This is a genomic window from Rhizobium sp. M10 (assembly GCF_002531955.1).
In the GTDB taxonomy this organism is placed as follows: domain Bacteria; phylum Pseudomonadota; class Alphaproteobacteria; order Rhizobiales; family Rhizobiaceae; genus Rhizobium; species Rhizobium etli_C.
Map to the genome: position 1 here is coordinate 301,631 of NZ_NWTA01000002.1, position 22,472 is coordinate 324,102.

Sequence of the window (22,472 nt, forward strand, 5' to 3'; positions counted from 1 at the left end):
AACGAGAGGCCGCGTTCTGTCCTTCGGAGCCCTCAGCTCTGGCTTTGGCTTTGCATCTGTCCCCCGTTCTCGACCTTGACGGTCACCGACAGGGTTTCGCCCGGCGTGCCGATGCGCATGCCGGAGATCGGCGCGGCGTCGCGGTAGCAGAGGCCGGAGGCGATCCTGACGTAACGGGCATCCGGGCAGATCTCGTTGGCGGGATCGAAGCCGACCCAGCCAAGGCCGGGAATATGGGCCTCGGCCCAGGCATGGGTCGCCGCCTGTTCGACCTTCTCTTCCATCATCAGATAGCCCGAGACATAACGGGCTGGCACCTGCAGGGCGCGGGCGGCGGAAACGAAGATATGCGCATGGTCCTGGCAGACGCCGCTCTTCTTCTCCAGCGCCTGTTCGGCCGTCGTCGCGGCGTTGCTGGTGCCGGGCTTGTAGTCGACAGTCTCATGGATTACCGCCATCAGCGCATGCATGCGGGCAAGCTCGTTGTCGCCGTCGACGCTCTTGACGAGTTCCTTGATGAGCTTGCCGCCCTTGGTCAGCGGCGTCTCGCGCAGGAAGAGCCAAAGCGGGCAGAAGCCGGTGTGCGGGCCGGTGACGCCGTTATTGTCCGCCGTCTCGACCTCGCCCTCGGCCAAGATGCGCGTCACGTGCTGCGCGCCTTCCAGCGAGACCAGATTGACGTGGTTGCCGTACTGGTCGTCATACTCCACCTCGGGCGTGGCGCCCTCGACGTTCAACGACCATCCGAGCACCTTCTGAGCAGCGGTTGTCGGCGGCGTCAGTCTGAGGCGCTGCAGCGAGAACTGCGCCGGTTCGTCGTAGCGGTATTCGGTGAGGTGGCTGATCTTCAGTCTCATGGTCTGATCCGCTTAAACGTAGAACCGGTAGCCGTCGGAAATCTCCGCGCCGAGCTGGTTGTTGCGCGAGACGAAATCCTCCAGGAATTCGTGCAGGCCCTGATCCATGATGTCGCGGATCGCCCGGGTCTGCAGCGTGGTACGAATCGCGTCGGCGGTGTCGTGGGCAGGCAGCCGCGCCTCGTAATCCTGGGCGAGATAGCCGAGATTGCTGACGATCTTTTCGTAGCAATAGGCAAGCGAACGCGGCATCTGGACGTTCAGCGTCAGGAAGTCGGCAATGTTCATCGCCCGGTATTCGCCGTCATAGGCCCAGCTATAGGCGCGGTGGGCGGAGACCGAGCGCAGGATCGATTCCCACTGCACGTTGTCGAGCGAGGAGCCGACGGCCGAGACCGAAGGCAGCAGCACGTAATATTTCACGTCGAGAATGCGGCTGGTATTATCGGCCCGCTCGATGAAGGTGCCGATGCGGGCGAAATTATAAAGCTCGTTGCGCAGCGTCGAGCCATGGAAGGCGCCGCGGATGAGGCCGGCGCGGCGCTTGATGACGTCGATCACCTCAGGCAGGTCGGCGGCCTTCACGCGCTTTTCAAGCAGCGCCTTCAGCTCGATCCAGCATTCGTTGGTCGCTTCCCAGGTCTCGCGCGTCAGCGCGGTGCGCACCATGCGGGCATTGTTGCGGCCGGATTCGATGCAGGACATGACGCTCGACGGATTGGCGCGATCGCGCAGGAGATAGTCGATCGCTTCGGCGTTGGTCAGCTTGGCGTGGCCCTCGTCATAGGCCTCGCGCACGCCGGCGCTTTGCAGCACGCCATCCCAGTTGTCGTCGCCGGCGCTGCTGCGGGTCAGCGACATGCGCAGCCCGGCATCGACGAGGCGGGCGATATTTTCGGCGCGCTCGATGTAACGGAACATCCAATAGAGGCCGTTTGCGGTTCTTCCGAGCATCAGTCCTCCAATACCCAGGTGTCTTTGGTGCCGCCGCCCTGGCTGGAATTGACCACCAGAGAGCCCTGCTTCAGCGCCACGCGGGTGAGGCCGCCCGGAATGATCTGAACCTTGTCCGAGACGAGCACATAGGGGCGCAGATCGACATGGCGCGGCGCGATCCCCTTGTTGACCAGGATCGGCACGGTGGAGAGCGAGAGCGTCGGCTGGGCGATGTAGTTGTTCGGCTTGGCCTTCAGTTTTTCGGCGAAATCGGCACGCTCTTTCTTCGACGCCGTCGGGCCGACCAGCATGCCGTAGCCACCGGAGCCGTGGACTTCCTTGACGACCAGCTCTTCCAGGTGCTCCAGCACGTATTTCAGGCTTGATGCTTCCGAGCAGCGCCAGGTCGGCACGTTTTCGAGCAGCGCCTTGCTGCCGGTGTAGAATTCGACGATCTCCGGCATGTAGGAATAGATCGCCTTGTCGTCGCAAATGCCGGTGCCGGGCGCGTTGGCAATGGTGATGTTGCCGGAGCGGTAGACGTCCATGATGCCGGGGATGCCGAGCGCGGAATCGGCTCGGAAGGTCAGCGGATCGAGGAAGTCGTCGTCGACGCGGCGGTAGAGCACGTCGATCGCCTCGTAGCCGCGGGTCGTGCGCATTTTCACCTTGCCGTCGATGACGCGCAGATCAGAGCCCTCGACCAGTTCGACGCCCATCATGTCGGCAAGGAAGGAATGCTCGTAATAGGCCGAATTATAGATGCCCGGGGTCAGCACCGCGACGCGCGGCTTGCCGGTGCAGCCGGGAGGCGCGAGCGAGGCGAGGCTCTGGCGCAGCAGATAGGGATAGTCTTCGACACGCTGCACCTTGTTCTCATGGAAGAGTTCCGGGAACATCTGCATCATGGTTTCCCGGTTTTCCAGCATGTAGCTGACGCCGGAAGGGGTGCGGGCATTGTCCTCCAGCACGTAGAACTGGTCCTCGCCGGTGCGCACGATATCGGTGCCGACGATATGGGTGTAGACGCCGCCGGGCGGGCGGAAGCCGATCATCTCGGACAGGAAGGCGACATTGTTCTCGATCAGCTCGCGCGGAACGCGGCCGGCACGAATGATTTCCTGCTTATGGTAGATATCGTCGAGGAAGGCGTTGAGGGCGATCACCCGCTGCTCGATGCCCTGGGCGAGCTTGCGCCATTCACGGGCGGAGATGATGCGGGGAATGATATCGAAGGGGATGAGCTTTTCGGAACTGTCGGCATGGCCGTAGACCGCGAAGGTGATGCCGGTCTTCCGGAAGATGTTTTCCGCATCGCGGGACTTGGCAATCAGATGCGACCGGTCTTGGCTATTGTACCACTCGAAATATTTTTCATAAGGCGGGCGAGGATTTTCGTCCCCGGTAATCATTTCATCAAATGCCAAAGGTGCGGCTCCCCTTTTTTGTTCATTTGAATACAACGCAAATTGCAATGCAAGAACCATGCGCAGTTCGGGGAAAAGATTTTGCGTTGCGGGAAAGATGCGGATTTCCGGGCATTTGAGGTGATGCCGCAAATGGTGGGGATGGTTATTCCGTAAAGACTGCTCAAAATGTGAGCAGGTGATGGTTTTTCGCTCGGCCGGTATGTGGAGGCGCGGCCTTTCCACACACTTCTCATTCCTGTGCCCGTCACAGGAATCCAGCCGACGCGCGTCCGCGCCGTGAATGACTCGAGTCTCGATTGAAGAGAGTCTCCCGCGCCCAAGGACTTGGGCGCGCTGGATCCCTGTGACGAGCATATGGATGAGGGTGGATGGGGTGCGTCGGCGATCCTTCGTGACCGTCGCATAGCGTCGGATTGCAGACGCTAACTCCAACCATCAGCCAAATTTCAAATAAGCATCAACGCTTCGCCTTTGACTGCGACCGTCGGCTGCAGCTATCAGCATGGCGAACTCTTTTCCGCTGAGCAGCCCCATGTCCCTCGACCGCTTCGCCCCCGCCGTTTTCGTCCTGCTCTGGTCCACGGGGTGGGTGGTGGCGAAATATGCGGCGCTGCATTCCGAGCCTTTCACCTTCCTTTCGATACGTTACGCGCTGTCGGCCTTGGCGTTCCTCGCCTTTTGCCTGGCGACCGGGGCGCAATGGCCGAAAAGCCGGGCGACGGCGCTGCGGGCCGTTTATTCCGGTTTCTTCCTGCACGGGTTTTATCTCGCCGGCCTCTGGTGGGCGATTGCCAATGGCGTGCCGGCCGGCATATCGGGCATCATCGCGGCGCTGCAGCCGTTGTTGACGGCGATGGCGGCTCCGTTTCTCGTCGGCGAACGGTTGCAGCAGACGCAGAAGCTCGGCCTTATCTTCGGCTTCATCGGCATTGCCATTGCCATTTCGCCGAAACTCCTCGATCCGGCGAGCGTCGATCTCACGCATGCGGCCCTGCCGCTGGCGATCAACCTTATCGCCATGGGGGCCGTCACCTACGGCACGCTCTACCAGAAGAAGCACCTGCAATCCGGCGATCTCAGGTCGATCGCGACGCTGCAATATGTCGGGGCATTGATTCTCACCCTGCCGCTTTCGCTGATCTTCGAGCATCAGCAATTCGACGGCACCGCGCAGGCCTTTGCCGCGCTGATCTGGTCGGTCTTCGGACTGTCGATGGGTGGCGTCGGGCTGCTGCTATATCTGATCCGCCGGGGGCAGGTCTCCCGCGCCGCCTCGCTGATCTATCTGATGCCGCCAGCCGTCGCGTTCGAAGCCTTCATCGCCTTCGGGGAACCGCTGACCGTGCCGTTGATTCTCGGCACAGTGATCGTGGTCGTCGGCGTCTATCTGACCAACCGCAAGGCGGTCGAACGCCGCAGGCCGGTGGAAGCATAAATAGCAAAAGGCCGGGTTTCCCCGGCCTTTCCACGTTTCAATCGATCGATGATCAGGCGCGTTCGCGGCGCTGGCCGCCATTGCGGGAGCCGGAGCCGCCGCGGCGGTTGCCGCCATTGCCCTCGCGGCGCGGTTCGCCGCCCTGGGCCTGGTGCTGGCCGCGGTCTTCGCCGTGCTTTCGGGCCGGGCGACCGTGCGTGTGACGGTTATTGCCGCGGTGATGACCGCTCGGCTCGCCATTGGCATGGGCGCCATGGGCGGGACGCTGCGGCTTTGCCGAGGGGCGGAAGTCGGAGGTCGAGGCCAGATCATTGTCGGGGCCGAGGTCCGGGGCCGCTTCGCCGCGGCGCTGGCCGCGGAAATCCTCGTTGCGGCCTGTGCGTTCGGGACGCGGGCGGCGTTCCTGGCGGCTGCCGCGATGCTCCGAGCGGTTCTGATCGCCACGGCCTTCGCCGCGACCCTGGCCTTCGCGACCTTGACCTTCGCGACCCTGGCCGCCACCGCGGTTGCGGTTGTTGCCATTGCCGTTGCCGCGGCGGGGGCCGCTATTGCTGATATTGGCCGGCGGTTCGCCGCTTGCGACTGCGATGTCGATGCCCATCAGGCGCTCGATATCACGCAGCAGCTTGGCTTCGTCGGGGGCGCAGAAGGCAATCGCGATGCCGTCGCGGCCGGCGCGCGCCGTGCGGCCGATGCGATGGACATAGGCGTCGGGCACCTCAGGCAGGTCGTAGTTGTAGACGTGGCTGACGGCAGGAATGTCGATGCCACGGGCGGCAACGTCGGTGGCGATCAACGTCTTGATGCTGCCGTCACGGAAGGCCTTCAGCGCCCGCTCGCGCTGGCCCTGGCTCTTGTTGCCGTGGATCGAGGCGACGGAATAGCCGATATTGTCGAGGTGCTTCATCAGCTTCTCCGCACCGTGCTTGGTGCGCAGGAAGACGATGGCGCGGCCGTCGGGATTTTCGGTCAGCGACTTGCGCAGCAGCTCGGTCTTGTCGTTCTTGCCGGCGACGAAATGGACATACTGCTCGACCTTGTCGGCAGCCTTGCCCGGAGGCGTAACCTCGACCTTGACGGGATCGACGAGATATTCGCCGGCGAGATCGGCGATCGCCTTCGGCATGGTGGCCGAAAACAGCATGGTCTGGCGCTTCTTCGGCACCAGCTTGGCGATCTTGCGCAGATCGTGCACGAAGCCGAGGTCGAGCATCTGGTCGGCTTCATCAAGCACGAGATAGCGCACCGTGGTCAGGGTGATGGCGCGACGATTGACGAGATCGAGCAGGCGGCCCGGCGTTGCGACCAGAACATCGGTGCCTTTTTCCAGCTGAAGCTGCTGCTTGTTGATGGAGACGCCGCCGACGACGACATTGATGCGCAGCGGCGATTTGCGGATGAACTTCTTCAGGTTGTCGGCGATCTGGTTCACCAGCTCGCGGGTCGGCGCCAGGATCAGCGTCCGCGTCGTGCGGTTGTCGGGTCGACGCTCGTCGGCAAGCAGCTTTTCGATCAGCGGCAGGCCGAAGGCGGCGGTCTTGCCGGTGCCGGTCTGGGCAAGACCGATCAGGTCTCGGCCCTGGAGGAGGAGGGGGATGGCCTGTTCCTGGATCGGCGTCGGCGTTTCGATGCCGAGCTGGAACAAGGTGGCGACGATCGGCTTGGAGACACCAAGCGATTCAAAATTAGTCAAGGCATAACCTTTCGGGGCGCCACAACGACTATGGCCGGAACGCACCATGCGATCCGGTTTCATTCTGGCGTCAAGAACCCCGCGTGAAGTGGGAACTTGTGAGTTGGAAAAAGCTTTCCAGCGCTTCTGGCCGCTCTTGGGAGTGCGGCGCTCTATCGAAATGCGCTTTTGTCCCTTCTTCCTGCGTTTCGTATTTTTGAGCAGGGGCACGCTCACGCGGCGGCCGGAAGGGTGAAAGCTGAGCCGCATTTGGGCTAGTTCGCGCGGAAAGTCAAGTGCGGTGCACAAAAAGCCTCAGCCCGACTCGAGAGGCGGCATTCGCAGGACGAAGCTCTCGGATGCGCTCTCAGTGCCGTTGACGAGGACGGCGATGCGATGTTCGCCAGGGTAATAGCGCCGCGTCGTGATCGGCCGCATGGCGTGGCGGCGCTCGATTAGGTGGCTTTGCCCGGGCGCGAGCATGATCGTCTTGCACTTGAAGACCTTGGGCGAGAGCGAACCGTCGGCTTTCACGTGATGGATGGCGTAGTCGATCATCAACGATTGCGCGGTGTCGCCGGTATTCGTCAGACGGATTTCGAAATCCAGCCCTTTGCCGAACATCACCTCGCCGTTCAGAAGGCGCAGCTGGCATGCGAGCGACGCCGCCGCGCCGAAGCCGAAATTGGCGAGTGCCTGCACATGGCCGTTCTTCAGGAGCGAGCGCGAGGCGTGTTTCAAGAGCCGGCGGCGCTCGGACGAGGCGCCCTCGATATGGCCGGCGATGAGGGCGGCAACCAGATCCGGATGATCCTTGGCGATGTCGTTCAGACTGTTGGCGACCGAGCGGCGGACATAATCCTCCGGATCATCCATCAGCGCGGTCAGGATCGGCAGGATCGGCGCCGGGTTCTTGACGAGCTGCGGCAGGCGCATGGCCCAGGGCAGGCGCGGCCGCGTTCCCTCACTCGCCAGCCGGCGCACATGCTGGTCGGGATCGCCGACCCAGCCGGAAATGATGGCAAGCGCCCGCTGCTGGTCGCGATGGATGAAGGGACGGATACCGTATTCGGCGGTAAAATACGGTGTCAGGGCCTTGAGGAGATCGAGGCCGAGCTCGAAATGATGGGGCCGCGTGCGGCGATGAACTGGTTGACCGGCAGCAGCATCCAGCCGGTGAGGCCGGGCCTGCCCGATGCAGGCAGGCTCGCCCTCAGGATGGCGGCGGCCTTCGTAAAATCATCGGGAAGCGTGGCGAACAACGCATCGCGGATCAGCGTCGAGCGCTCCATCAGCTCCAGCGCCCCGAGGCCATCTGCCGCCAGCGCCACGAAACGGCCCCTGTCGAAGGAGGGCGCATTGGCGGCGATGCAATCGGCCATGTCGGCGACCAGCGCCTCATGCAGCAGATTCTTGAGCGGTTCCGGCATGCTGATCCTCCCTCGATCTGAGGATTGGCCCGGCGCCGCCGGGAGGTCAAGCGGCGCCGGATGCGGCTTGCCCTATTCCGGGCAGACCTTGACGCGATAGGGTTCGCCCCAGCGATCATGCCGCCATTCGATATGGCAATAGGACGGCCGGTAATAACTCCGGTAGACGGGGTAAGGGCGATAGACGGGATAGGCCGGATAAACGGGGTAGGCGGGGCGGGCGGCCTCGGACAGCAGCGCGCCGCCGACGACGCCGGCGGCAAGGCCACCCCAGAAGGCATCGCGTGGACGGGCATCGGCGGTGGTGGCGGTGGCGAGCGAGGCGCCGGCAAGGGTCAGCGCGATCAGGCCCGTCGCCATGGTCTTATGAAGAACGGACATGTTAACTTCCTTATCTAGACTGGCTTCTATAAAGCCGTGTTCAGACTCCGCCCCGATCGCGGCGGCGCGATGGCTGCGCAAGCGCTTGCCGCATTAAATTTTCGTCATGATTTCAACGGCCCGTGACATGGCAGCCCGTTGTTCAAGGCGGCAGATTGCCGACTGCGCCCCGGTCCTTTCAGTCTCGTGCCGCCCGGGGGGCAATCCGGGGATGTTTGGCTCGGTGAAGCGGCCCTAAAAATCCGCTGCTGAAATATATGGTTAAAACCTTGTTAAAAGCCTTGGCGTTATAGTCTTTGTCGTTGATATTTCATTTATTGCGGGAGCGACAATTTCTTGAAATCAGCCGGGGACATATTGGAGTTGGCTTGCCGCCGGATCGCTGATCTGGATACCCCGGCCTATGTCAAGAACAGCGAGCTGCGCTATGTCGCCGTCAACGAGGCCTATGCCCGTTTTCTCGGCTGCGAGATCTCCGATTTCATCGGCAGGCGCAGCCGCGAACTCTTCGACCGTCCCGAAGAGGAGGAGCGTGAGGACAAGGAACGTCGCGCGCTGGTGTTCGGCACCGAGGAAAACGCCATCTGCTTCGACGCGGCGAGCCTCAACCATGAGCGCATTCAGATCGAAAGTTTCTCGCCGTCGCCGGAGCGGATCTACGTGCTCGGCATCTTCGAAGCCCGCGAGCGCCGCGCCGTCGGCAACAAGGGGATCGGCGGCAGCCCTCAGACTGTAAACGATAACGGGATCGCAAGCGACCCTGGCTCAGCCGCCGATCTTGCCCAGGTGCGTGAGGCACTGGAAAAGCTCGATCATCCGATCGGCATCTTCGCCGCGGACGGCCGCCCGCTGGTTGTCAACGCCGCCCATCGCAAGGGCGCACGTCCTGCGCCCGCCGGCGATTCGGCCTGGGGTGACAGCGTCAGCGAACTCGACGCGCTGCGCACCGTGCTGGAAGATCTGCCGGTTGCCGTCTTCGTACGCGACGACAAGCATCGTCTGATCTATGCCAACAAATATTACGAGACCTTCAGCGGCCGCGCCCGCTCCGAATATCTCGGAATGACCGAACACGAGATGTTCGGGCCGGAAGGTGCTGAGCCGATCTACCAGGAAAACCTGCTTGCGCTCAGGGATGGCATTTCGGTGGAGCTCGAGAGCGAGATGCCGAGCAAGGGCGGCCACGTCTATCCCGTCATCTCGCGCGTCAACCGCGTCATCACGGCGGATGGGCGAACCTATGTCGTCGGCTCCTTTTCCGACATCTCGCCGCTCAAGGAGCGCGAGAAGGCGCTGATCGCCTCGCGCAAGCAGGAAGAAGTGCTGCATCGGGATATCGAGAGCATCCTGCGTTCGCTGCCGATCGGCGTGCTGATCCTCGATAACGACCACCGGATTCTCTACGTCAACGACGAATTCTACAGCATCTGGGAGCTGCCGCGCGAGGACCGTTTCGACGGGCGCCCCTTCATCGATGTCATTCGCCGGAACTACGAACTCGGGCGCTACGACGGGACGCGAACGCCGGAAGAGCTCTATGCCTTTCGCAAGCACTTGTTCGAAGCCGAGGAGCCGGAGCCGATCGAGGTCGGCTGGGCGGGCGGCAAATCCGTCATCTTCGACAGCCGGCGCATCTCCAACGACCGCATCCTGCTGACCTATGCCGATATTTCGGCGGTGCGCGAGCGGGAAAAGGAAATTCACGAGACCCGCGCCGCGCTCGAGCGGGTCGGCGAGATGATGCGCGATGCCACGCACGCCATGTCGCAAGGGCTTGCCATCGTCCAGGACGGCATCATCAAGATGTCCAACGAGGCGATGGCCGATATCCTGCAAATCCCGCCCCATTATATCGCGGCCGGCCAGGGCTGGCTCGGCATGTTCGAATTCTGCGCGGCGCGCGGCGATTTTCACGATGCGGCGGCCGAAATCCTGGAGGGCTGGCGCGCCAATATCGCGGCAAGGCAACCGATCTCCACCGTCTTCCATGTCGCCGGCGAGCGTTGGGTGAATATGGATGCGACGGTCAGCACGGGGCAGCATTGGGTGGCGCTGTTTACCGATGTCACCGAGCTCAAGAGCCGTGAGGAGGAATTGCGTGAGCTGCTGTCGCGCGCCGAAGCCGCCGACCGCGCCAAGTCCGAATTCCTCGCCAATATGAGCCATGAGATCCGCACGCCGATGAACGGCGTGCTCGGCATGGCGGAGCTGCTGGCCAAGACCAATCTCGATACGCGCCAGAAAACCTTCATCGACATCATCGTCAAGTCGGGCAATGCGCTGCTGACGATCATCAACGACATTCTCGATTTCTCGAAGATCGATGCCGGACAGATGACGCTGCGCAAGGCGGCTTTCGATATCACCGAAGCGGTGGAGGATGTGGCGACGCTTCTCTCCTCGCATGCCGCCGAGAAGAACATCGAGCTGCTGGTGCGGGCCGCACCCGATCTGCCCGCCGCCGTGATCGGCGATGCCGGCCGCTTCCGCCAGATCGTCACCAATCTCGTCGGCAATGCCGTTAAGTTCACCGAGCGTGGCCATGTCTTCGTCGATGTCGGCTTCGAGACCGTCGCCGGCGGCGAGATCATGGCGAATATCCGGATCGAGGATACGGGTATCGGTATTCCTCAGGAAAAGCTGGAATCGGTGTTCGACAAGTTCTCGCAGGTCGACGCCTCCTCGACCCGGCGGCATGAGGGAACAGGGCTCGGACTTGCGATCACGGCCGGGCTCGTCGACCTCTTCGGCGGATATATCAAGGTCGAGAGCCATTGGGGCAAGGGCTCGGTCTTCACCGTCAAACTGCCCTTTGCGGTGGCGGCCGCCCACCTCGAGCCGAAGCCGCTGCCGATCAACGTGCAGGGTGCGCGCATCCTCGTCATCGACGACAATGAGGTCAACCGGCGCATCCTCACCGAGCAGCTGTCGCTCTGGGGCTTCGACGGCGTCGCTGCCGAAGGCGGCGGCACCGGCCTTGCGATCCTGGAGGCGGCGGCCGATCTCGGTGTTACCGTCGATGCCGTCATACTCGACTATCACATGCCCGACATGAACGGCGCCAATGTCGCCCGCCGGCTGCGCGCCGATCCCCGCTTTGTCGAGCTGCCGATCATTTTCCTGACGTCGATGGATATCTCAGGCACCGAAAAGGAGTTCGCGGCGCTGAACGGCCAGGCGCATCTGATGAAGCCGGCGCGCGCCAACGTGCTGCGTAACACCGTCGTCGAGGTGGTTCGCGCCCGGCGCGTGAAGCAGGCTTCGCAGGCCGAAATCACCCGGTTGCAGGCCGAAACGGCCGTGTCGGCACCGGTGCCTGCGCTGCAGAAGCGGGCGGCTGAATTCGTCGACGTGCTCGTCGCCGAAGACAACGAGGTCAACCAGATCGTCTTCACCCAGATCCTGCAGGGAACGGGGCTCTCCTTCCTTGTTGTCAATAACGGGCAGGAGGCAGTCGCGGCCTGGGAGAGCCACACGCCGCGCATCATCATGATGGATGTCTCGATGCCCGTCATGAACGGCCATGAGGCGACCCGGACGATCCGCGAAAGGGAAAAGGGGCAGGGCCAGCGAGTGCCGATCATCGGCGTCACCGCCCATGCGCTGGAAAGCGACCGGGAGGCTTGCCTCGACGCCGGCATGGACGACTACGTGTCGAAGCCGATCAGCCCGGAGCTGCTGGAAGAAAAGATCCGGCAATGGCTCGGCAAGGACGACCAGCAGCCGGGACGTACGAGCTACTGACCCGAACCGACGAATGCCGACAAGCTCTAGCTGGAAGGCGCCTTCACGCCACAGAGCATTTCCCGCTTGCCGGCGAACCCTTTGCGGCGTTCCACGGCAAAGCCGGCGGCGATGAGATTGCGGCGCACGAAGCCGGCCGCGGCATAGGTGGCGAAGGTGCCGCCGGCGACGGTCTTTTCGCAGACCTCACGCATCAGTTCCTCCGACCACATGTCGCCGTTGCGCGACGGGGCGAAGCCGTCGAGATACCAGGCGTCGAAGCCCGGCTTCGCCGTCATGACGCCGTCGAGTGCGGAACCGCAGACGACGCTGAGCCGCGTCTGATCGTCGAGGTCGAGCGAGACGGTCCCATCAGGCGTTTGCGGCCAGGCCGTTGTCAGCGCGTCGCGCTCGGCATCGATCTCCGGCCAGTGCGAGAGCGCCCGGCCGATCTCTTCGCCGCGCATCGGATGGAGTTCGAAGGAGATGAAATGCAGATGCTGGCCGGCTGCGCGATGCTGCTTCCATTGCCGCCAGGTCTCGGCGAAGTTCAGGCCGGTGCCGAAGCCGAGTTCGCCGATCACGAATGTCTGCCGCCCGCTCCAGCGCTGCGGCAGGCCGTTGCCGGCGAGGAAGACGTGGCCGCATTCCAGCCGGCCATCGGTCTGGCAATAAAAATGATCGCCAAAGGTCGTGGAATAGGGCATATCGCCGTCGCGCCACTCCAGCGGCTGCGGCGCGCCCGCGCCAATCTGATCTGGGTTCACGTCTGTCATGGAAAAAGCCGATAGTCCTGCGCCGGCGTCCGGTCAATCTTCTTGCGACCTGCTGATCGTTGGCGGCGGCATCATGGGCCTCTGGGCGGCCGTCCATGCCGAGCGGCGCGGGATCAGCACCCTTCTTGCCGATGCCGGCAGGCTGGGCAGAGGTGCGAGCGGCGGCCTGCTCGGGGCGCTGATGCCGCATATGCCGGACCGCTGGTCTGAGAAGAAGCAGTTCCAGTTCGATGCGCTGGTCTCACTCGAAGCCGAAATCGCGGCGCTCGAAGCGGCAACCGGGCTTTCCGCCGGCTATAACAGGTCCGGACGGCTGATCCCGCTGCCGAAACCGCATCTCAACCGTATAGCCCGCGGCCATTCCGAGGACGCCGAGCGCCACTGGCGGGCAGGCGAGCGCCGGTTCCACTGGCATGTGCTCGACAGGCCCGATGTAGACGGCTGGGTCGAGGCCTCTGCCGGCGAGAGCGGCTTTGTGCATGATACGCTTGCCGGCCGCGTCGCCCCCCGCTCGCTGATCTCAGTGCTCGTCGCCTTCCTGCAGCAAGCAAAACATGTGCGCATCATGGAAAACGCCGATGTTGCCGATCTCGATCCGGACCGAGGCACGGCCGCGATAGGCAGCAAAACCGTCACCTTCGGCCGCTGCATCCTGGCCGCCGGCCATCGGTCTTTTCCCCTGCTGCAGGATCTGACGCCGGGGCTGAAACAGCCGCTCGGCCAGCCGGTCAAGGGGCAGGCGGCGCTATTGAAGGCGGCGATCGATCCGGCACTGCCGACGATCTTCCTCGACGGTCTCTATGTCGTCGCGCATGAGGGCGGGCATGCGGCGATCGGCAGTACCAGCGAGAACCGCTTCGACGATCCCGTTTCCACCGATGCCCAGCTCGACGCGCTGATCGAGGCGGCGCGCGCCATCGTTCCGATCCTTCGCGACGCGCCGATCGTCGAACGCTGGGCGGGGCTTCGCCCGAAGGCCATCGACCGCGATCCGATGATCGGCCGCCATCCCGACCACCCGCGGCTCATCGCATTGACTGGCGGTTTCAAGGTCAGCTTCGGCCTCGCCCACCGGCTGGCGGAGGCGGCAGTTTGTATCGCAGGCGATACAGATTGCGAATTTTTCCTGCCGGAAAGCTTTGCGATTTCAAGCCATATCGCTGTGGCTTCACGTTAAACGTGAATTAGGTACAGCTGTGTTTCGTTATTCTGTCATGCAAATCACCTATCTGCTTGAGCATCGGCAGCGCCCAATTTCAGCGGCGCTCACTTCCTTGATGGAGGAAATTGCATGCGCTATGCCATTTGCTTCACGCCTCCGGCGAGCGACCCGTTGTCGCTCGTGGCCGCCAATTGGCTCGGTCGAAACGTATTTTCCGGCGATATGCTGGGGCCTCCGGCCGTCCGCGGCCTCGGCATTCACGAGATCGCCTTCCATACCGCCGTGCCGCGGCGCTATGGTTTCCACGGCGTTCTGAAGGCGCCGTTCCATCTGTCCGGCGATATGTCCGAATCGCAACTCCTGCGCGATCTCATGCGTTTTGCCGGGACATTCGCTCCCTTCCAGATTTCACGTCTCGAAATTGCCCGGCTCGGCAGTTTCTACAGCCTGATGCCGAGCGCTCCTTGTGAGCAGATCCAGTATCTGGCTTCGGCGATCGTCCAGGAGTTCGATCGCTACCGCGCGCCGCTGAGCGAAGCCGACATCGAGCGCAGCGATCCGGATGGACTGTCGGCTGCGCAGTTCGCCAATCTGCATCGTTGGGGCAATCCTTATGTCATGGACGAGTTCCGCTTCCATATGCCGGTGACAGGCTCCATCAATGCGATCGACATGCCCCGCATCGAACCGGCGCTGCGAACGATCTTCGAGCCCGTCCTGAAGGAGCCGGTGATGGTTTCGAACGTGGCATTGATGATCGAAGAGGGTTCCGGCGGTCCCTTCCGCGTCCATTCGCTGCATCCCATGGGCAAGGTCAGCGCGCGCAGGATCGCCTGAGTAGCGTTAAGCTAAGTGATTGTGCCGAAAGGATAAATTCTGCCACGCAGTTTCCGTCTCGACATTCCGGCTGCGGATGATACCGTTCCCCGTCTTTTCAGAAGGTGATTTGATGGTGTCTGAGACTTATCCGCGCAATCTCGTCGGCTACGGGCGTCAGACGCCCGATCCGAAATGGCCGGGCGAGGCACGCGTTGCCGTGCAGTTCGTCATCAACTACGAGGAGGGTGGCGAAAGCTCGATCCTCGACGGCGATCCCGCCTCGGAAAACCTGCTGTCGGAGATCGTCGGCGCAGCCGCCTGGCCGGGGCAACGCAATCTCAACATGGAATCGATCTACGAATATGGCTCGCGCGCCGGCTTCTGGCGGCTCTGGCGGATGTTCACCGATCTCAAGGTGCAGGCGACCGTCTACGGCGTGACGCTGGCGATGGCGCGGAACCCCGAGGCCGTCGCCGCCATGAAGGAGGCCGGCTGGGAGATCGCCAGCCATGGCTACCGCTGGCTGGAATACAAGGATTTCCCTGAGGATCTCGAGCGCAAGCATATTCTCGAAGCCGTGCGCCTGCACACCGAACTGACCGGCGAGCGGCCTTACGGCATGTATCAGGGCAAGCCTTCCGACAACACGCTTCGGCTGGTGCAGGAGGAGGGCGGTTTCCTCTATTCCTCCGATTCCTATGCCGACGACCTGCCTTACTGGGTGAAGGGCGTCGACGGGAAACCTTTCCTGATCATTCCCTATACGCTTGAAACCAACGACATGCGTTTTGCCACGGCGCAGGGCTTCAACGCGGGCGATCAGTTCTTCAGCTATCTGAAGGATGCTTTCGACACGCTCTATGAGGAGGGCAAGGCGGGCAGCCCGAAGATGATGTCGGTCGGTCTGCATTGCCGCCTCGTCGGACGGCCCGGCCGGGCGGCGGCGCTGAAGCGCTTCATCGAATATGTGCTGAAGCACGACAAGGTCTGGATTCCGCGCCGCATCGAGATTGCCGAGCATTGGCACCAGCAGCATCAGCCGGACGCGCTCTGATGATATCGCGCGAGGATTTCGTCTCCCGCTTCGGCGGCGTCTTCGAACATTCGCCTTTCATCGCCGAGCGCGCCTATGACAACGGCAGCGTGAAAGAGCCGCTGACGGCATCAGGCGTGCATGCGGCGCTTGCCGCCGTCTTCCGGGCGGCAAGCCGGGAGGAGCGTCTCGGCGTGCTCAGCGCCCATCCGGATCTCGCCGGGCGCCTGGCGATCGCAGGAGAACTCACCGAAGACAGCCGCAAGGAGCAGTCGGGAGCCGGTCTCGACCGGCTGAGCCCGGCCGAGCATGCCCGCTTCAGTGAACTCAATTCGGCCTATGTCGAAAAATTCGGCTTTCCTTTCATCATCGCCGTCAAAGGGCTCGGCAAGGACGACATCCTTTCGGCCTTTGAGAGAAGGATCGGTAATGGCCGGGATGAAGAATTCGCGACCGCAACGGCGCAGGTCGAACGGATCGCACTGCTGCGCCTGACATCGATGTTGCCGGAGGGTGAATGAGCGAGCCGCGTGCTATCGACTATCTCAATGAAATGCAAAAGGCGGCCGCCGAGGCATTGTATTTTGTCGGCGGAATGGATGAGGCGGCCTTCGCCGAGGACAATCTCACTTTCAAGGCCGTTGCCTTCTGCCACTTCACCATCGGCGCGGCTGCATCCCGTCTGCTCGTAACCCATCCGGAATTTGCCACCGAGCATCCCACTTTGCCGTGGACGAAAATCTGCGGCACCGGCAACCGTATCCTCGAAGACGTCTTCGCGCTCGATCCCTCCGACATCTGGGAGGCAACCTATCGCACGCTGCCGGAACTTCTTGTCGAGATCGATGCCATTCGTCACTGGCATGCCGAAGGCGAGTGAAGCCGTTGCCTGAATTTCTCGACATCCGTCCATTGACCAGATCGACCTTCGCCCCTTTCGGCGAGGTGATCGAAGCCGATCCAGCCTCGATGCGGCTGATCAATGGCGGCACAACCGAGCGTTTTCATGCGCTGGCCGCAGCCGAGGCGGCGGGCGAGGGCGGGCGCGTCATCATCAATCTGTTTCGCGGCCAGCCGCGCAGCTTTCCCTATGATGTCGATATGATGGAGCGCCATCCTTTCGGCAGCCAGAGCTTCTCGCCGCTTTCCGGCCGGCCCTTCCTCGTCGTCGTCTCCGAGGACGAGAACGGGCGCCCCGGCCGGCCGCAGGTGTTTCTCGCGCGCGGGGATCAGGGGGTGAATTACCGCCGCAATGTCTGGCATCATCCGCTGATGGCGCTTGGCCAGCCCTCCGATTTCCTGGTCGTCGATCGCGACGGACCAGGCAACAATCTGGAAGAATTCTTCTTCGAAACCCCCTTCGTCATCAAAGAGCCAGCCCCATGACCGGACTGACCACGCATGTTCTCGACACCACCCTCGGCAAGCCGGCCAAGGGCCTCAGGATCGATCTTTTCCAGCTCGAGGGCGAGATCCGCAGGCATCTGAAGACGGTCGCGACCAATGCCGACGGCCGGATCGATGGCGGCCCGATCCTTGCCGGCGAACATTTCCACGTCGGAACCTATGAACTGGTCTTCCATGCCGGGGATTATCTGCGCGCCTGCGGCACGCCGCTGCCGCATCCGGCTTTCCTCGATCTCGTGCCGATCCGCTTCGGCATCGCCGATGTCACGGCGCACTATCATGTGCCGTTGCTGCTTTCGCCCTATGGTTACTCCACCTATCGAGGTAGCTAGATGAGATTTGCCGCGATCGCCGATATCCATGGCAACCATCTGGCGCTCGAGGCAGTGCTGGCCGATATTCGCGCCGAAGGCGTCGAGGAGATCGTCAATCTCGGCGATGTCTTCAGCGGGCCGCTGGAGGCCGGCCGGACGGCGGATCTGCTGATACCACTCAGCCTGACGTCGGTACGCGGCAATCACGACCGCTATCTCACTGAGCGGGATCCGGCTTCCATGCATGCCTCGGATGCCGCCGCCTATCGGCAATTGTCGCCATCCCAGCTCGGCTGGCTGCGCAGCCTGCCATTCGATGCCGTCTATCGCGGCGAGGCCTATCTCTGCCATGCAACGCCGAAAGACGACAATCTCTACTGGCTGGAGTCCGTCTCGCCGGAGGGCATCGTTTTCCCGAAGCCCATCGAAGCGATCGAGGCGTTGGCTGAGGGCATAGACCTGCCGCTGATCCTTTGCGGGCACACGCACATTCCCCGCGCCGTCCGTCTCTCCGACGGCCGGCTGATCGTCAACCCCGGCAGCGTCGGCTGCCCTGCCTATGACGACGATCTACCCTGCTACCACAAGGTCGAAGCCGGCCATCCGCTGGCCGGTTATGCCATTCTGGAAAAGTCGCCTGCGGGATGGACGTGGCAGTTCCGCAGCGTCGCCTATGACAATCTCGCGATGTCGAGGCTGGCGGCGGAAAACCGCCGGCCCGACTGGGCGAGTGCGCTGGCGACCGGCTGGCTGCGGTAGCCGGCCCTTCGCGCGCGATAGCGGATTACTCCTTCGGAGGTGCAGCTGCGATAGCCGCCTGCGCCGGTGCGGCGGGTGCGGCCGGTACGACTGGTGGGGCCGCGGGCTTGGCGCTGTCGAGACTTCCAAGCAGGGATGAGATGGCATTGTCGCCTTCGAAGCCGGCTTCCTTCAACAGCTTGTCGAGGATCGGTTTATTGGCCTGGTAGGCAAGCAGCTGGCCGGCCAGTCCGTCGCCCATGCCGATGCCGTTGTCGCCGTTCGCGCCACCGCGGCCGAGCATGCCGCCGGTGTCGAAAATCCTGATGTCGGAGATCTTTTCGATCGGCTTGACCGCCTCGGCGAGTGCTTCGGGAATGATGCGGATGCGCTCGCGGGTGATCTCGAACTCGATGATGGTCTGGCTGAGCTTGTTGCGGGCTTCATTGAGCAAGGCCTCGCTTTCCGCGGCGGCCTTGCCGGTTTCGAGAACGCCCTTGGCCTTGATGATGGCCGCATCGGCTTCGGCGGTCGCGAGCGTCTTGATGGCTTCCGCCTGATCGATCGCGGCCTGCTTCTCGGCCTCGGCGCCGACGGTCACGGCAGTCGCTTCGGTTTCGGCTTTCTTGCGCGCGTCGATCACGGCGATCTGCTTTTCGCGCTCGGCAATTTCGATCGCCTTGGCCGTGCCGACTTTTTCCTCTGCCGCTATTGCCCGAGCGCGGGCCGTTTCGGCAGTCGCCTTCGCCTCGGATTCTTCACGGCTCTTGTTGGCAACGGCGATGGCGCTCTCCTGGGCGACGATCTGAAGGTCGCGCTTGGCTTCGGTATCGCGCTGCTGGACGGCGCGGGCGGCATCGATGTTTGCGCTTTCGCGAGCCTGCTTGGCGGCCGCCTCGCGTTCGGCGATCGCCTGCTCGGAGGCGATGCGGGCTTCCTCTTCGGCACGTTTTGCCGCCTGCTCCTGCTGGGCGGTTTCGGCGCGCGTCGCGGCGGATTTATTGGCGATGTCGCGTTCCTGGCTGAGCTCGGCCTCCCGCTTCGTCCGCTCGATGGCGAGCGACTGCTGGCGGGCCTCCAGATCCTTCTGCGCAATGGCGACTTCGGTATCGCGGACGATCTCGTTGCGCTCCTTCTTGCGGCCCTCGGTGATGCGCGTCAGCGCCGCCAGACCCTGTGCATCGAAGAAGTTGTTGGCGTTGAAATGCTTGATATCGGTCTGGTCGAGGCGCGTCAGGGATACGGATTCGAGCTCGAGACCGTTCGACTGGAGATCGGCGCCGACGGCTTCCTGCACGGCCTTGACGAAGTCCATGCGCTGCTCCTGCAGCGCGTCGAGATTCATCGTCGCCGCCACCGAGCGAAGGCCGTCGACGAATTTCGCCTCGATCAGGATGCGGAGCGCCTCGGCATCGTTGGTGCGGCTGCCGAGCGTCTGGGCGGCCAGCGCGATCGAGGAGCCGTCGGGCTTTACGCGTACGTAGAATTCGGCGCCGATATCGACGCGCATGCGGTCCTTGGTGATCAGCGCATCGCCTTCGCCGCGGCGGACTTCGAGGCGCAGCGTCTTCAGGTTCACCCTGGCGATCGAGTGGAAGATCGGCAGGACGACGGAGCCGCCGTCGAGCACGACTTTCTGGCCGCCGAGTCCGGTGCGGACATAGGCCTCGTCACGGCTGGAGCGCGTGTAGAGAGAGGCGAGGACAAAGCCGATGCCGAAGATCAGGACGATCGTAATGCCGGCCGGTAGAAGAATGTCGTACATCATGGCTGCTCCCTGAAAGATTGATTGTTTGCACCGATGGGATCCACCAGTGCTGGAATGGCGATAAACACATCTGCCTTGCGATCGACGAGGAGAACCTGCGTGCCGATCTTCAGCGGGTCCTGGCCCTTGGCAGCCTTGGCTCTCAGAACATGCCAGTTCCCGTGCTGGTCCTTGACGCGGACGCGACCAGGCAGTCCCTGATCGAGCGGGCCGAGCGACACTTCTCCGGTCCGGCCGATAAGGGTATCGAGATCGACTGCATAGGTCTCGTCGTGCGGGACGATCCGCGCCACCGTCCGGCTCGATGCCCTGACCATGGGGAAGGTGACCGTCAAGGCGGGAACGACGGCGATAGCGGCGGGCAGTGGGGCCCAGAAAGCGCCGGCGACCGCCTGTACGGCAAAGCCCGCAATGGCGAAGAAGCCGAGCGCCATCATCAGGAGAATGAGCAGGGGAACGCCGCCGACATTGAGCCACGACAAGTAGCCGGCAATGCCGTCATGGCCGTGGAGATCCGGTTTTCCGAGAAGCTCCGTGATCGAAAAACCCATGACCGTCGCGAGCATCTCGATCACGGTCAGGCCGGCAAGCACGGCGGCGGCGATCGCAAAGGGAAGGCATTCAGGAGCGAGAAAAAGTCCCATCGGCGTTACCGGTTATCCGCCTTGAAACGCGCGAGGCGGGCTTCTATCGCCTGCTCGCGGTGCAATCGGTCGAGTTCGTCCAGTTCGGAACTGTGGGCATGTTCGCCTGATGGAACGCCGGTCAGCCGCGAGACCGCCGCGGCGGCGCGGGCGGCGTCCGCGCCCGGCGTCGGTCTGTTGTGGCCGGCGAGAGCCTCTTCGGGATGCCTGGCTATGCTGCGCTTGAAATCGGCAAGACGGGCGTCGGCCTCGCGGCGCGTGGCGAGCACGGCCTGCAGGGCTTTCTGGCCCTCATCCACCTGCTCGCTCGCATCGGCCAGCGCCTTGTCGAGTGCTGCGATCTGGGATTCGAGATCGATCTGACGGGCGACGCCGGCCTTTGCGAGATCGTCGCGCCCGGAGGAGACCGCCAGGCGAATCTTCTCATCGAGCGCATTCATGTCTTCGGCGATTTCATCCTTGCGGCTCTGGATGCGGTATTCCTCGGCGCGCGCCTTGCCGAGATCGGCGCGGGCTTCCTCCGCGGCCGCATCGATTTCGCGGATCGCCTGTTCGATGACCGCGATCTTGTTGACGCCTTCCGCTTTGTCGATCGCCGCATTGGCGATGCCCGCGATCAGGCGACCCATGCGTGAAAGAATGCCTTCATTCGTCATGTTTTCCTCCATCCGAGCGGAATTCGGCGTGACGCCGATGTTAATCTCGTAGCGATCGTGGTCCGCTACAAGGTATGCGGGAAAAATACTCTCCCATCCCCTGGAATAGCCCGCGACATCGAAGGGCACGGCAACGCGTCCGTGCACCGTGGCGATGGTGAGGTCCGAGGGGCCTTTGATGGCGAAGAGCTTGTCATCAAGCGGCAGCTGCAGCGGATCGGGGATGATGCCCCGATTGGCGGCGAAATCGCGCAGGCCGAGCGTCACCAGCCGCGCCGGCAGGCCCGTCTGCTCGCGGACGGTTTCATAGGCAAGCTCATGCAAAACGACCAGATTGGCGCCCGCTTTGTCGTCGATGAGCTCGGTCAGGATGTCGGTCATCCTGCGATAGGCGGCAATGGTGTCGTCCAGCGCTAGGCGGGCCTGGTCGTCAGGCGCCAGCATGTAGCGCAATAGCGATGGATGCGATGTCTTGCTCGTCGGTGCCATGGATAAAAACATAAAGCACCGCTTTTGTGCTTTCAAGAGGAGGTGCGCAAAATATACAACTTTTGTTTGGCTTATCGTCGGAAGAAGGAGGGACTGGAAGATGCAATTCGCAAGAAACAGCGTTCGACAGCCCCCGGATCACATTGCCGATCGACGAACCGCCGGCGGATCGGCTCGGCTTCCTACCGGGCGGCTGCGCGCCCCTCGCGAATACCGGCGCTGATACGGTTGATGATCGTCCATACGAGAAGGAGTGCCACCACTGCCCAAAGCCACGCAGTCCATGCTGCAAACGTGCCGCCAACGGCGACAAAGAGGCCGAGCGCACCGAAAAGCACCGCACGGTCGCTCTTGCCGAGTGGACCGTCGTAACGCCGGCTGGCGCCGACCGTTTGACCCAATACACCGGCAAATTCCGTCAGCACTGACAGGAATATGACAACCATTGCCGGCATCAGGCCGTTCGGATCCAGGAGCGCAAACGGCAAATACAGGGCGATATCCGACACGACATCACCGATCTCGTTGAGATAGGCGCCCAAAATGCTCTTTTGCCCATGTTCGCGCGCGAGCATGCCGTCAATGGCATTGAGACCCATGCGCAGGAGAAACCATGCAGGCACCAGCAGGAACCACTGCGGAAGCGGAACGACACTCAGGAAAAGGCCAAGTGCAACCGAGACGGCCGCGGCAACAGTCGTCACCTGATTAGCCGTGATGCCTCGCGCCGCCAGCGCGCGCACCAGAGGGCGAAGCATATTCTGAAACCGGGACTTCAATTGATAAACAGACATGCTACCTC

At 62.7% G+C, this 22,472-nt stretch carries 20 protein-coding genes and 1 pseudogene; 10 read left to right on the forward strand and 11 right to left on the reverse strand.

Features of this window, described 5'->3' with window-relative positions; genetic code table 11:
* Positions 1-32 precede the first annotated feature (32 nt).
* The 3 genes from CO671_RS03205 to CO671_RS03215 are packed head-to-tail and all read right to left on the reverse strand — an operon-like array spanning position 33 to position 3,220.
* Complete coding sequence (locus tag CO671_RS03205) at positions 33-857, reverse strand: transglutaminase family protein (RefSeq protein WP_097604308.1); 825 nt, start codon at positions 855-857, stop codon at positions 33-35.
* A 12-nt stretch (positions 858-869) separates the two neighbouring features.
* Positions 870-1,811: an alpha-E domain-containing protein gene (locus CO671_RS03210; protein ID WP_097604311.1), complete on the reverse strand. Its 942-nt coding sequence runs from the start codon at positions 1,809-1,811 to the stop codon at positions 870-872.
* Positions 1,811-3,220 carry a circularly permuted type 2 ATP-grasp protein gene (locus CO671_RS03215; RefSeq protein WP_097604314.1) on the reverse strand — a complete coding sequence of 470 codons (1,410 nt, stop codon included), beginning with the start codon at positions 3,218-3,220 and terminating at the stop codon, positions 1,811-1,813. Before CO671_RS03215 ends, CO671_RS03210 begins: the two co-directional genes overlap by 1 nt.
* A gap of 535 nt (positions 3,221-3,755) precedes the next feature.
* On the opposite strand from CO671_RS03215, the gene CO671_RS03225 reads away from it, so the two are divergent.
* The gene (locus CO671_RS03225; RefSeq protein ID WP_097604320.1) at positions 3,756-4,658 is read left to right on the forward strand and encodes a DMT family transporter; all 903 of its coding nucleotides are present in this window, start codon (positions 3,756-3,758) and stop codon (positions 4,656-4,658) included.
* A 52-nt stretch (positions 4,659-4,710) separates the two neighbouring features.
* Here the strand turns inward: CO671_RS03225 and CO671_RS03230 are convergent, their stop codons facing one another.
* From CO671_RS03230 to CO671_RS03240, 3 genes and pseudogenes are all read right to left on the reverse strand, one after another.
* Positions 4,711-6,399 carry a DEAD/DEAH box helicase gene (locus CO671_RS03230; protein ID WP_097604323.1) on the reverse strand — a complete coding sequence of 563 codons (1,689 nt, stop codon included), beginning with the start codon at positions 6,397-6,399 and terminating at the stop codon, positions 4,711-4,713.
* Positions 6,400-6,645: 246 nt separating this feature from the next.
* A pseudogene (locus tag CO671_RS03235) lies at positions 6,646-7,760 on the reverse strand (DNA alkylation repair protein).
* A gap of 72 nt (positions 7,761-7,832) precedes the next feature.
* On the reverse strand, positions 7,833-8,141 hold the full coding sequence (locus CO671_RS03240) for a hypothetical protein (protein ID WP_096762280.1): 309 nt from the start codon (positions 8,139-8,141) through the stop codon (positions 7,833-7,835).
* 336 nt (positions 8,142-8,477) lie between these two features.
* On the opposite strand from CO671_RS03240, the gene CO671_RS03245 reads away from it, so the two are divergent.
* Positions 8,478-11,885: a response regulator gene (locus CO671_RS03245; RefSeq protein ID WP_097604326.1), complete on the forward strand. Its 3,408-nt coding sequence runs from the start codon at positions 8,478-8,480 to the stop codon at positions 11,883-11,885.
* A gap of 26 nt (positions 11,886-11,911) precedes the next feature.
* Here the strand turns inward: CO671_RS03245 and mnmD are convergent, their stop codons facing one another.
* Positions 11,912-12,640: a tRNA (5-methylaminomethyl-2-thiouridine)(34)-methyltransferase MnmD gene (gene mnmD, locus CO671_RS03250; protein ID WP_097604329.1), complete on the reverse strand. Its 729-nt coding sequence runs from the start codon at positions 12,638-12,640 to the stop codon at positions 11,912-11,914.
* Between mnmD and CO671_RS03255 the strand changes: the two genes are divergently transcribed.
* From CO671_RS03255 to CO671_RS03290, 8 genes are all read left to right on the forward strand, one after another.
* Positions 12,639-13,817, forward strand: a complete 1,179-nt coding sequence (locus tag CO671_RS03255) for an FAD-binding oxidoreductase (RefSeq protein WP_097604331.1) — start codon at positions 12,639-12,641, stop codon at positions 13,815-13,817. The two genes, mnmD and CO671_RS03255, sit on opposite strands and share 2 nt — an antisense overlap.
* A gap of 114 nt (positions 13,818-13,931) precedes the next feature.
* Positions 13,932-14,639, forward strand: coding sequence for a DUF1045 domain-containing protein (locus CO671_RS03260; protein ID WP_097604333.1), 708 nt, complete (start codon positions 13,932-13,934; stop codon positions 14,637-14,639).
* 112 nt (positions 14,640-14,751) lie between these two features.
* The gene (gene puuE, locus CO671_RS03265) at positions 14,752-15,675 is read left to right on the forward strand and encodes an allantoinase PuuE (protein ID WP_097604336.1); all 924 of its coding nucleotides are present in this window, start codon (positions 14,752-14,754) and stop codon (positions 15,673-15,675) included.
* On the forward strand, positions 15,675-16,175 hold the full coding sequence (gene uraD, locus CO671_RS03270; RefSeq protein ID WP_097604338.1) for a 2-oxo-4-hydroxy-4-carboxy-5-ureidoimidazoline decarboxylase: 501 nt from the start codon (positions 15,675-15,677) through the stop codon (positions 16,173-16,175). Before puuE ends, uraD begins: the two co-directional genes overlap by 1 nt.
* Positions 16,172-16,534 carry a HepT-like ribonuclease domain-containing protein gene (locus CO671_RS03275; protein ID WP_010027740.1) on the forward strand — a complete coding sequence of 121 codons (363 nt, stop codon included), beginning with the start codon at positions 16,172-16,174 and terminating at the stop codon, positions 16,532-16,534. The genes uraD and CO671_RS03275 overlap by 4 nt, the downstream gene beginning before the upstream one ends.
* Before the next feature lie 5 nt (positions 16,535-16,539).
* Positions 16,540-17,040 carry an ureidoglycolate lyase gene (locus CO671_RS03280; protein ID WP_097605058.1) on the forward strand — a complete coding sequence of 167 codons (501 nt, stop codon included), beginning with the start codon at positions 16,540-16,542 and terminating at the stop codon, positions 17,038-17,040.
* Positions 17,037-17,393 (forward strand): hydroxyisourate hydrolase, encoded by a 357-nt coding sequence (gene uraH / locus CO671_RS03285; protein ID WP_097604341.1) that lies wholly within the window; start codon positions 17,037-17,039, stop codon positions 17,391-17,393. Before CO671_RS03280 ends, uraH begins: the two co-directional genes overlap by 4 nt.
* Positions 17,394-18,134, forward strand: a complete 741-nt coding sequence (locus CO671_RS03290) for a metallophosphoesterase family protein (protein ID WP_097604344.1) — start codon at positions 17,394-17,396, stop codon at positions 18,132-18,134. It abuts the gene before it with no gap.
* Between the two features lie 25 nt (positions 18,135-18,159).
* Here CO671_RS03290 and CO671_RS03295 read toward each other — a convergent pair whose 3' ends face one another.
* From CO671_RS03295 to CO671_RS03310, 4 genes are all read right to left on the reverse strand, one after another.
* Positions 18,160-19,881, reverse strand: coding sequence for a flotillin domain-containing protein (locus tag CO671_RS03295; RefSeq protein WP_097604346.1), 1,722 nt, complete (start codon positions 19,879-19,881; stop codon positions 18,160-18,162).
* Positions 19,878-20,525 (reverse strand): OB-fold-containig protein, encoded by a 648-nt coding sequence (locus tag CO671_RS03300; protein WP_097604348.1) that lies wholly within the window; start codon positions 20,523-20,525, stop codon positions 19,878-19,880. Before CO671_RS03300 ends, CO671_RS03295 begins: the two co-directional genes overlap by 4 nt.
* A gap of 5 nt (positions 20,526-20,530) precedes the next feature.
* Positions 20,531-21,670: a PspA/IM30 family protein gene (locus CO671_RS03305; protein ID WP_170964919.1), complete on the reverse strand. Its 1,140-nt coding sequence runs from the start codon at positions 21,668-21,670 to the stop codon at positions 20,531-20,533.
* Positions 21,671-21,852: 182 nt separating this feature from the next.
* Positions 21,853-22,464: a CDP-alcohol phosphatidyltransferase family protein gene (locus CO671_RS03310; RefSeq protein ID WP_097604354.1), complete on the reverse strand. Its 612-nt coding sequence runs from the start codon at positions 22,462-22,464 to the stop codon at positions 21,853-21,855.
* Positions 22,465-22,472: the final 8 nt, after the last annotated feature.